The sequence below is a fragment of the Pseudomonas sp. N40(2020) genome, assembly GCF_014472415.1.
Taxonomy (GTDB): domain Bacteria; phylum Pseudomonadota; class Gammaproteobacteria; order Pseudomonadales; family Pseudomonadaceae; genus Aquipseudomonas.
Map to the genome: position 1 here is coordinate 1 of NZ_JACSZV010000076.1, position 10275 is coordinate 10275.

At 59.4% G+C, this 10275-nt stretch carries 10 protein-coding genes; 3 read left to right on the plus strand and 7 right to left on the minus strand.

All coding sequences use genetic code 11. The features are described 5' to 3' along the window. Positions 1–75: 75 nt before the first annotated feature. Positions 76–753 carry a Crp/Fnr family transcriptional regulator gene (locus IAI51_RS27500; RefSeq protein ID WP_187681339.1) on the minus strand — a complete coding sequence of 226 codons (678 nt, stop codon included), beginning with the start codon at positions 751–753 and terminating at the stop codon, positions 76–78. Positions 754–835: 82 nt separating this feature from the next. On the opposite strand from IAI51_RS27500, the gene IAI51_RS27505 reads away from it, so the two are divergent. Further along, positions 836–1360, plus strand: a complete 525-nt coding sequence (locus IAI51_RS27505; RefSeq protein WP_187681340.1) for a DUF962 domain-containing protein — start codon at positions 836–838, stop codon at positions 1358–1360. Between the two features lie 81 nt (positions 1361–1441). Here the strand turns inward: IAI51_RS27505 and IAI51_RS27510 are convergent, their stop codons facing one another. The 6 genes from IAI51_RS27510 to dibA form a co-directional block, all read right to left on the minus strand. Continuing rightward, on the minus strand, positions 1442–2431 hold the full coding sequence (locus tag IAI51_RS27510; RefSeq protein WP_187681341.1) for a sulfate/molybdate ABC transporter ATP-binding protein: 990 nt from the start codon (positions 2429–2431) through the stop codon (positions 1442–1444). 3 nt (positions 2432–2434) lie between these two features. Next, positions 2435–3307, minus strand: coding sequence for a sulfate ABC transporter permease subunit CysW (gene cysW, locus IAI51_RS27515; protein WP_187681342.1), 873 nt, complete (start codon positions 3305–3307; stop codon positions 2435–2437). Between the two features lie 12 nt (positions 3308–3319). Beyond that, positions 3320–4138, minus strand: coding sequence for a sulfate ABC transporter permease subunit CysT (cysT, locus tag IAI51_RS27520; RefSeq protein ID WP_095191636.1), 819 nt, complete (start codon positions 4136–4138; stop codon positions 3320–3322). Between the two features lie 70 nt (positions 4139–4208). Continuing rightward, on the minus strand, positions 4209–5222 hold the full coding sequence (locus IAI51_RS27525) for a sulfate ABC transporter substrate-binding protein (RefSeq protein WP_187681343.1): 1014 nt from the start codon (positions 5220–5222) through the stop codon (positions 4209–4211). Positions 5223–5370: 148 nt separating this feature from the next. Then, complete coding sequence (oscA, locus tag IAI51_RS27530) at positions 5371–5553, minus strand: sulfur starvation response protein OscA (protein ID WP_022643503.1); 183 nt, start codon at positions 5551–5553, stop codon at positions 5371–5373. A gap of 252 nt (positions 5554–5805) precedes the next feature. Next, the gene (gene dibA / locus IAI51_RS27535) at positions 5806–7728 is read right to left on the minus strand and encodes a phosphodiesterase DibA (protein ID WP_187681344.1); all 1923 of its coding nucleotides are present in this window, start codon (positions 7726–7728) and stop codon (positions 5806–5808) included. Positions 7729–7874: 146 nt separating this feature from the next. On the opposite strand from dibA, the gene desA reads away from it, so the two are divergent. Together desA and IAI51_RS27545 are read left to right on the plus strand one after the other, a co-directional pair. Further along, positions 7875–9059 carry a delta-9 fatty acid desaturase DesA gene (desA, locus tag IAI51_RS27540; RefSeq protein WP_187681345.1) on the plus strand — a complete coding sequence of 395 codons (1185 nt, stop codon included), beginning with the start codon at positions 7875–7877 and terminating at the stop codon, positions 9057–9059. Positions 9060–9202: 143 nt separating this feature from the next. Further along, a complete protein-coding gene (locus IAI51_RS27545) occupies positions 9203–10192 on the plus strand; it encodes a GGDEF domain-containing protein (protein ID WP_187681346.1) in 990 nt (329 codons plus the stop codon). Positions 10193–10275: the final 83 nt, after the last annotated feature.

Below are 10275 nucleotides of genomic sequence, written 5' to 3' on the forward strand. Positions count from 1 at the left end.
GTGTCAGTCACACATTTATCGACTGACACTCCGCATCGCGAGCAGGCTCACTCCTACATTGATCGATGTGAATTATTAGATTGTGGCCAGCGCACGCAATCGCACCGCATCAAGAATTTCGATCTCACCGTAAGCCAAGCCAATAATCCCCTGCCCCTGCAACTCCTTGAGAATCTGATTGGTGGTTTGCCGTGACAGCGACAGCATCGACGCCAACTGCTCCTGCGGCAGTTGCAGCACTCGACGGGGCGCATCAATCTCGCCATAGCCCTCGGCGATCATCAGCAAGCGATGCGCCAGCCGCGCCGGCGCTGGCAGCAGACTCAACTGTTCGAGATTGATAAACGTCAGGCGCAGCTTATGGCTCATCAACAGCGCCAGGTGCCGCCAGTACACCGGTTGCTCGTCGAGCAATTTCAGCATTGTATTCTGCGGAATATTCAGCAACGTGCACGGCCCGACGGCAAAGGCGTCATGGGTGCGTGGCTGACCGTCGAACAGACAAATTTCGCCGAACCAATGCGGCGCCTCCACCAGACTCAACAACGCTTCCTTGCCCTGCTCGCTCACCGCGCTGATACGCACGGCGCCATCGAGCACGGCGTACAAACCGCACGGTGGATCGCCACGCTGAAACAGGCGCTGCCCCGCCGTCAGCCGGCGCTCCCGGGCCGCCGCCAGCAGACTATCCTGAAAGGACGCAGGCAAATGACTGAACCACTGCCCGGTCAGCAGCCGTGAACGCATATCCATGAAATCTCCTGATTGTCGGCTGCCTGACAGAACGAACGCTCAACCCGGGGCATGCTGCAATCACCCTACAGGAGGAACAACAATGAAAAGCCTCGTCGATCACTTGAGTCAATACGCCGCCTACCACCGTGACCCGCGCAACATTGCCAGCCACTTTATCGGCATTCCGCTGATTGTGGTGGCGGTGGCGGTTTTGCTGTCGCGTCCGGAATGGTCGTTGGGCGGGTTGTGGATTTCACCGGCCGTGATCGTGGCGCTCGCTTCGGCGTGGTTTTACCTGCGCCTGGAAGTGAAGCTCGGTGTGCTGATGACAGTGCTGATGGGGCTTTCGGTGTGGGCCGGGCATGTTCTGGCGCAGCAGAGCACCATGGTCTGGCTGAGCAGTGGTCTGGCAATGTTTGTGATTGGCTGGGTGATTCAGTTTGTCGGGCACCACTATGAAGGGCGCAAACCGGCGTTTGTCGATGATGTGAGCGGGCTGATTGTCGGGCCGCTGTTTGTCGTGGCCGAGTTGGCGTTCCTGCTCGGGATGCGCCAGCAGTTGAAAGAGCAGATCGAGGCGCGGGCGGGGGCGGTGCGGGTCAATCCGAATCGGGCGGCTGTCTAGATAGCTTTCGCGAGCAGGCTCGCTCCCACAGGGAAATGCATTCCAAATGTGGGAGCGAGCCTGCTCGCGAAGCTTTTGATTTTAAATGCTGGCGACTTTCTGCCAGACCTTCGGCTTGAAGAACAGGGTCTCACCCTTGGCCAGGCCCGTCAGGCTGTCGTGATCCTTCACCACTTCGGCCTCGATCAGATCCGGCTGCCCTTCCACCTTCAACGTCACCCGCGTGGTCGCGCCCAACGGCCGGATATCGCGGACTTCGGCGGCGTGATGATCCTCCAGCTCATGCCGCGACAGCGACACTTCATGCGGACGGAACAGCACGTGACTGTCACCGCCCAGGTGCAGACGGTTCGAATCACCGAGGAAGTGATAAACGAAATCGCTGGCCGGGTTTTCGTAAACGTCGCCCGGTGAGCCAATCTGCTCGATCACGCCCTTGTTCATCACCACGATACGGTCGGCCACTTCCATCGCTTCTTCCTGGTCGTGGGTCACGAAAACCGAGGTCAGGTTGATGTCTTCGTGCAGACGCGCGAGCCAGCGGCGCAGTTCTTTACGCACCTTCGCGTCGAGGGCGCCGAAGGGTTCGTCGAGCAGCAGCACCTTCGGCTCCACCGCCAAGGCACGGGCCAGCGCGATCCGCTGACGCTGACCACCGGACAGTTGCTCCGGGTAACGATCCGACAGCCAGTCCAGTTGCACCATGTTCAGCAGTTCATGAACCTTGGTTGCGATCTGGCTTTCGCTCGGGCGCTGGTTTTTCGGTTTCATGCGCAGGCCGAACGCGACGTTGTCAAACACCGTCATGTGCCGGAACAAGGCGTAGTGCTGGAACACAAAGCCGACGTTGCGATCCCGCACGTCGTGGCCGGACACGTCTTCACCGTGAAACACGATGTTGCCCTGATCCGGGGTTTCCAGACCGGCAATAATGCGCAGCAAGGTAGTCTTGCCGCAGCCCGACGGGCCGAGCAGCGCGACCAGTTCACCGCTGTGAATGTCCAGGCTGATGTTGTCCAGCGCCTTGAACGCATTGAAATTCTTGCTGACGTTACGCACTTCGATCGACATGAGTTATTCCTCCGCGGCGCTGGCGCGCAGGCGGTTGATACGGTTTTCGCTCCACTGCTTGGCCAGCAGGATAAAGAGCGCCAGGATCAGCAACAGGCTCGCCACGGCGAACGCGGCCACGTGGTTGTATTCGTTGTAGAGGATCTCGACGTGCAGCGGCAAGGTGTTGGTCACCCCGCGAATGTGCCCGGAGACCACCGACACCGCACCGAACTCACCCATGGCCCGCGCGGTACACAGCACCACGCCATAGATCAGGCCCCACTTGATGTTGGGGACGGTGACGTACCAGAACATCTGCCAGCCATTGGCGCCGAGCAGACGTGCGGCTTCCTCTTCCTGCGTGCCTTGCTCCTGCATCAGCGGAATCAGCTCGCGGGCAACGAATGGCACGGTGACGAAAATCGTCGCCAGCACGATGCCCGGCAGGGCGAAGACGATCTGGATGTCGTGCTCCTGCAACCACGGCCCGAACAGGCCCTGGGCGCCGAACATCAGCACGTAGACCAGACCTGCGATCACCGGCGATACCGAGAACGGCAGGTCGATCAGCGTCACCAGCATGCTCTTGCCGCGGAACGAGTATTTGCTGACGCACCACGCGGCGCTGACGCCGAATACGAGGTTGAGCGGCACGGAAATCAGCACGGCGAACACGGTGAGCTTCAGTGCCGACAGCGCATCCGGTTCGAAGATCGCGGTAAAGAAAGCGCCGAGACCGTTCTTCAAGCCCTGCGATACCACGATGAACAGCGGCAGCAGCAGAAACAGGAAAAAGATCAGCCAGCCGAGACCGATCAGAATGCGCCGCGACGTGGCACTGCCGCGGCGCGCAGCGTTGGCCGAGGAAGCGGCCGCAATAGACGATTGGGACATGTTCGCGCCTCCTTATGGGGTTTCGATGCGCCGCTGCAGCAAGTTGATCAGCAGCAACAGGACGAAGGAAACCACCAGCATCAACACGCCGATGGCAGTGGCGCCGGTGTAATCGTATTGGTCGAGTTTGACCATGATCAGCAGCGGCAGAATCTCGGTTTTCATCGGCATGTTGCCGGCGATGAAAATCACCGAACCGTACTCGCCAACACCACGGGCAAACGCCAGGGCAAAACCGGTCAGCCACGCGGGCAGCAGCGCCGGCACCAGAATGTGGCGGAACACTTGCCACGGTTTGGCACCGAGGCAGGCGGCGGCTTCTTCGACTTCACGGGGGATATCGGCCAGCACCGGTTGCACCGTGCGTACCACGAACGGCAGGGTCACGAAGGTCAGCGCCAGGGTGATACCCAACGGGGTGTAGGCGATCTTGAAGCCGAGGTCGGCGGCAAACTGGCCGACCAGGCCGGCCGGCGCGTACAGCGCGGTCAGCGCGATACCAGCCACCGCCGTCGGCAGGGCGAACGGCAGATCGATCATCGCGTCGATGACCTTGCGCCCCGGGAAGGTGTAGCGCACCAGCACCCAGGCCAGCAGCGTGCCGATGATGCCGTTGATGATCGCGGCACACAGCGCGGTGCCGAAGCTCAGCTTCAGTGCAGCCAGTACGCGCGGCGCAGAGATGATCGTCCAGAACTGATCCCAGGTGAGCTGCGAGGCGTGAATGAACATCGCCGCCAGCGGGATTAGCACAATCAGGCTGAGGTACACCAAGGTGTAACCCAGCGTCAGCCCGAAGCCGGGTATGACGGGGGAGATACGACGCGACATAAAAGTCCCTGGTTAAAAAACGCGCGAAGCCCCGAAGGTAAATCCGGGGCTTGTTTATGGCTATGAAAACTTACTGCGCCTGATAAATCTGGTCGAACACGCCACCGTCATTGAAGAATTTCGGTTGCGCGGTTTTCCAGCCGCCGAAGTCCTTGTCGATGGTCACCAGTTCCAGTTTCGGGAACTGCTGGGCGTATTTGGCGGCCACGTCCTTGTCACGCGGACGGTAGAAATTCTTCGCCGCGATTTCCTGACCGGCCGGGCTGTAGAGATGCTTTAGATAGGCTTCGGCGATCTGCTCGTTACCCTTCTTCGCTGCGTTCTTGTCGACCACGGCCACCGGTGGTTCGGCGAGGATCGACAGAGAAGGCACGACGATGTCGAACTTGTCCGCGCCGCCATCTTCTTTCAGCGCCAGGAATGCTTCGTTCTCCCAAGCCAGCAACACGTCACCCTGACCGTTGTTGACGAAGGTGATGGTCGAGCCGCGAGCGCCGGTGTCGAGAATCGGCACGTGCTTGAACAGCGTCTGCACGTACTCTTTGGCTTTTTCTTGGCTGCCGCCGTTGGCTTTCAGGCCGTAGGCCCACGCGGCGAGGAAGTTCCAGCGCGCACCGCCGGAGGTTTTCGGGTTCGGCGTGATCACCGAGACGTCGTTCTTGACCAGATCGCCCCAGTCCTTGATGCCTTTCGGGTTGCCCTTGCGCACCAGGAACACAATGGTCGAGGTGTACGGCGTGCTCGCTTCCGGCAGACGCTTCTGCCAGTCGGCCGGCAGGGTCTTGCCGAGTTTGGCGATTTCGTCGATGTCACCGGCCAGAGCCAGGGTCACCACGTCGGCACGCAGGCCGTCGATCACCGCACGGCCCTGCTTGCCCGAGCCGCCATGGGACTGCTGGATTTTCACGGTGTCGCCGGCATGGTCCTTCTGCCAGAACTTGATGAATTCGGCGTTGTAGTCCTGATACAGCTCGCGCGTCGGGTCATACGACACGTTGAGCAGCTCGTAATCCTTGGCAACCGCGGAACCGGCAAACACAGCGCTGGCCAGCGCGGCCAAAGCGTAACGGCGAATCGACGACATGATGAAAGCTCCTGGAATTCTGGGTGGTGGCTTTTTCTTATGTACTGCTGAAATCAGGTTCCGCTGAAAGATCGCCGCCTTCGCCAGCTCCTGTACACAGCCCCCTGTAGGAGCTGCCGAAGGCTCGGGCCGCGATCGGACGATCTTTTTAGCTCGGCTTGTTGCCCGGTTGCTGCAAGCGGAATTTCTCTTTGCGTTCGATCTGGACGACTTGAGCGTTGTGCACAGTGATCTCCACCGCGCCGAACCGCAGATCGCGCAGGGCACTCTGGATTTCACGCAAGATGGTGGCTTCGTCCTGACCGTCAACGCTGCGAAGGGATGCGCTCATGGTGCTGCTCCTTTGAATGGGATTTGCCTGGCAGTGGGCGGCACTGCGTTCGGCGTGGGAGCAATATAAGAGAGGCATAGATATTCTTAAAAAGACTATTTAAGAATGTTTATATAACCAGAAAACTGATCGTTCCCACGCTCTGCGTGGGAACGCAGCCTGCGGCGCTCTGCGCCGCGATTTTGGGGGCAGACGCAGAGCGTCCCGAGCGGTATTCCCACGCAAAGCGTGGGAACAAGATTGATACTCGGCTCAGCCAATCTGCGGCGCCTTCGCCCAATCAATCTCCTTCGCCGACACCGGCCGCCCAAACCAGTAGCCCTGCCCCAAATCGCATTCCTGTCCCAACAAAAATGCCGCTTGCTCAGCCTGCTCGATCCCCTCGGCATGCACCTGCATGCCCATGCTCTTGGCCAGCGCGATGATCACCCGGACAATTGCAGCGTCATCCTCGTCCCACGGCAATCCGGCGACGAAACCCTGATCGATCTTGAGCTTCTGCACTGGCAAGCGCTTGAGTCGCAGCAACGACGAATACCCCGTGCCGAAATCATCGATGGCCAGACGAATGCCCAATTCGCGCAAGCGATGCATCTGTTCAAGCGCCACTTCCGGATCGTCCATCACCGCGCTTTCGGTCACTTCCAGTTCGAGATACGCCGGATCCAGCCCGGTATCGCGCAGCACCTGTGCCACCTGCTGATACAGCTCGCGCCGGGCGAAAAGCCGCGACGACACATTTACCGCGACAAACGCCAGTACCACCCCGGCCTGCTGCCATTGGCACATCTGCCGACACGCCTGCTGCATCACCCAAGCGTCGATTTCGGCGATCAACCCGGTGCGTTCGGCAATTGGAATGAATTCCGCCGGCGACACCAGACCGCGCTGCGGATGCTGCCAGCGCACCAACGCTTCAACACCGATCAGGCGACCGGTGTTGAGGTCATGCACCGGTTGGTAGAAAACCCGCAGTTCCTGCTGCTCCAGCGCTCGGCGCAATTCGAAGGCAATCTCAACTCGCTGTTGGGCATGGGCGGTGAGTTCTTCGGTGTACAACGCGTAACCGTTACGCCCGCTGCCCTTGGCCTTGAACAATGCCGCATCGGCATTGCGCAACAGTTGATCGGCACTCAACGCATCACTGGGAAACAGGCTGATGCCGATGCTGGCATTGATAAACAGTTCGTGGCCGTCGATGCAAAACGACTCCTTGAGCGCGTCGAGAATGCGCTGGCCCAGCGCCGCTGCCTGACCGGGCTGTGGACAACTTTCCGCCAGCACCGCGAACTCGTCGCCGCCGAGTCGCGCCAGCGTGATGCCGGTGCCGAACAGCACCTGCAAACGCGCCGCCACAGCTTTAAGCAAGCGGTCGCCGACGTTATGCCCGAGGCTGTCGTTGATCATCTTGAAGTGATCCAGATCGAGCAACAGCAACGCACAGCCACGCTTGTGGGTCTGCGCCGAAGCCAGTGCCTGTTCGGCACGGTCGCCGAACAGCAGGCGATTGGGCAGGTCGGTCAGCGGATCGTGGTGGGCAAGGTGCTTGAGTTCGTGCTCGGAATGCTTGATCGCACTGATGTCGGAAAACACCGCGACGTAATGACTGACCTGGCTCTTTTGATCATCGTGGATGACGCGGATGGTTTGCCACTGCGGATAGATTTCGCCGCTTTTGCGACGGTTCCAGATCTCGCCACTCCACTCGCCCTGGCTTTCCAGCGTCGCGAACATCGCCTGATAGAAACCCGGCGGATGGTGGCCTGACATGAACAGACTGGGTTGCTGGCCGAGGACTTCATCGCGCTGATAACCGGTGATCTCGATGAACGCGCGGTTGACGTGCACGATCAGGCCCCGGCGGTCAGTGACCAACACGCCTTCGCGGGTGCAGTCGAACACCGCAGCCGCTTGACGCAAGCGTTCGCGATCAGCGTGACGCTCACGCAGACGCGCACCAATGCCGAGAAATTCGCATAACCGCGCCCGCGCCAGGAAGATCAGCCCGGCGCTGAACGCCGCAAAGACATAACCGTTGATCAGTTGCCATCGCGCCAGATCAACGGAGTTATCGAAGAAACTGTTTAATAAATAACCAGTACCTTGCAGCCAGACCGCCGCAAGTACGAGATAGAGCAGCGATGCACGCAAGGCATCGCGATAAGTGGCATACATTCGGCCGTCCATGTCCCTACAAAAAGGTTGGAATTATAGGTCAAGAAACATCCAGCGACTCTTATCTGAAAGGGCGACTGGTTTTATCTGTGTGCTTGGTGATAATGCAACGGCTGTTTTTATCTTTATCGAGGGCCCTACAGCCTATGTGGTACGAAGGTTTTCTTGGCTTGTCGGCCTGGTCACTGGTCGCAGTCACCCTGCTGATGACCCATGTGACAATTGTCGCCGTCACGGTCTATCTGCACCGTTACTCGGCCCATCGCTCACTGGAGCTGAATGCTGGCCTGAAACACTTTTTCCGCTTCTGGCTGTGGTTGACCACGGCGCAGAACACCCGCGAGTGGACCGCCATCCACCGTAAACACCATGCCAAATGCGAAACCGAAGATGACCCGCACAGTCCGGTCATCAAGGGTTTGTCCACCGTTCTGCGCAAAGGCGCCGAACTGTATCGCGCCGAGGCCGAAAACCCGGAAACCCTGCGCATCTACGGCAAGAATTGCCCGGAAGACTGGATCGAGCGCAACGTCTACAGCCGCTATCCGCTGCTGGGCGTGGCGATCATGGGCGTTATCGACCTGCTGCTGTTCGGCACTATCGGCATCACCATCTGGGCGATCCAGATGATGTGGATCCCGGTATGGGCTGCCGGCGTGGTCAATGGTCTGGGACATGCCATCGGTTACCGCAATTTCGAATGCCGTGACGCGGCGACCAATCTGGTGCCGTGGGGCATCCTGATCGGTGGCGAAGAACTGCATAACAACCATCACACCTACCCTAACTCGGCCAAGCTGTCAGTGAAGAAGTGGGAGTTCGACCTCGGTTGGGCGTGGATCAAAGTCTTCAGCTTCCTGCGTCTGGCCAAGGTGCAACGTGTAGCGCCGATTGCCCATCGCGTCGAAGGCAAGGGCAATCTGGACATGGACACCGCCATGGCGATCCTCAACAACCGCTTCCAGATCATGGCTCAATACCGCAAATTGGTCATCGGCCCGCTGGTCAAGCAGGAACTGGCCAAGGTCGATCATTCGGTGCGTCATCAGTTCCACCGGGCCAAACGCCTGTTGTCGCGGGAAACCAGCCTGTTGGAAGATCGTCATCACGCACGCATCCAGAACATGCTCGAGCACAGCCAGTCGTTGAAGGTAATTTACGAAAAACGCCTGGCCCTGCAGCAGATCTGGGTCAAGACCAGCGCAAATGGCCACGACATGCTCGCTGCCATCAAGGAATGGATTCACGAGGCCGAAGCCAGTGGCATCCAGTCCCTGCGCGAATTTGCCGACCAGTTGAAAACCTACTCGCTGCGTCCTGCGGCAGTCTGAGACCGTTGATCGGTGCGCCCGAACTCCCGGGCGCACCCTTCGGAACTTCACCCTAAATCCCCTATCTCAAAGACTTCGCCATTCCGGCGGGTTTAGGCGTGGCCGTTGTTGTCGACACGGCACGCTCTCTGAGATCTGTGCCGATGGTCAATAACAACCAAAAAGACTCATCCCTCCCGCAGTGGCCAGAGGCCGCGCAAACCTTGATGGCGCTGATGCACGCCCAAGGCGAAGTCGCCCGCCTCAGTGAGCGCGAACAACTGTTCAGCTCGCTTTTGGTCAGCGTCAACGCCGTGCTATGGGCCTTCAACTGGGAAACCCGTCAGGTGCTGTACGTCAGCCCGGCCTATGAGCGGATTTTCGGCCGCTCAGCGGGACTCTTGCTCGCCGACTACAACCAGTGGCGCGACAGCATCTACCCTGATGATCTGGACTACGCCGAACGCAGCCTCGCCGAAGTGCTGCACCAAGGCGCCGTGGAAGATCGCGAGTACCGCATCATCGCCGCCGACGGCCAGGTGCGCTGGCTCAGCGACAAATGCTTTATCAATCGTCAGGACGAACCCGGGCAACCGGTGATTATCGTCGGCATTGCCGAGGACATCACCGACAAGAAGCAGATGGAAACCGAACTGCAACGCCTGGCCACCACCGACGTGCTGACTCAAAGCAGCAACCGCCGACACTTCTTCGAATGCGCCCATCACGAATTCGAACAGGCACGCCTGCAAGGCGCGCCGCTGGCCTTTCTGCTGCTGGATATCGATGACTTCAAAGTGATCAACGACAGTTACGGTCATCCGCAGGGCGACAACGTGTTGCAACAGATCGCCGAGTGCGGCCGTGGCTCGCTACGTCGGGGAGATCTTTTCGGGCGCATTGGTGGCGAAGAGTTTGCGGCGGTGTTCCCCGGTTGCGCGCCAGACATGGCCATGCAGGTAGCCCAGCGGCTACAACAGCAGATTCAGCGTTTGAACTTCAGCCATGAAGGCCAGACCTTTGGCATCACCGTGAGCCAGGGCCTGACCAGTCTCACGGCAGAGGACGAGAGCCTCGACAGCCTGTTCGCCCGCGCGGATGCGGCGATGTATGAAGCCAAGCGCCAGGGCAAGAACCGGATCATCTCATCCTGACCCCCCACACATAACCCATGTAGGAGCTGCGGCACGCTGCGATCTTTTGATCTTGCTTCTAAAAAACAGGATCAAAAGATCGC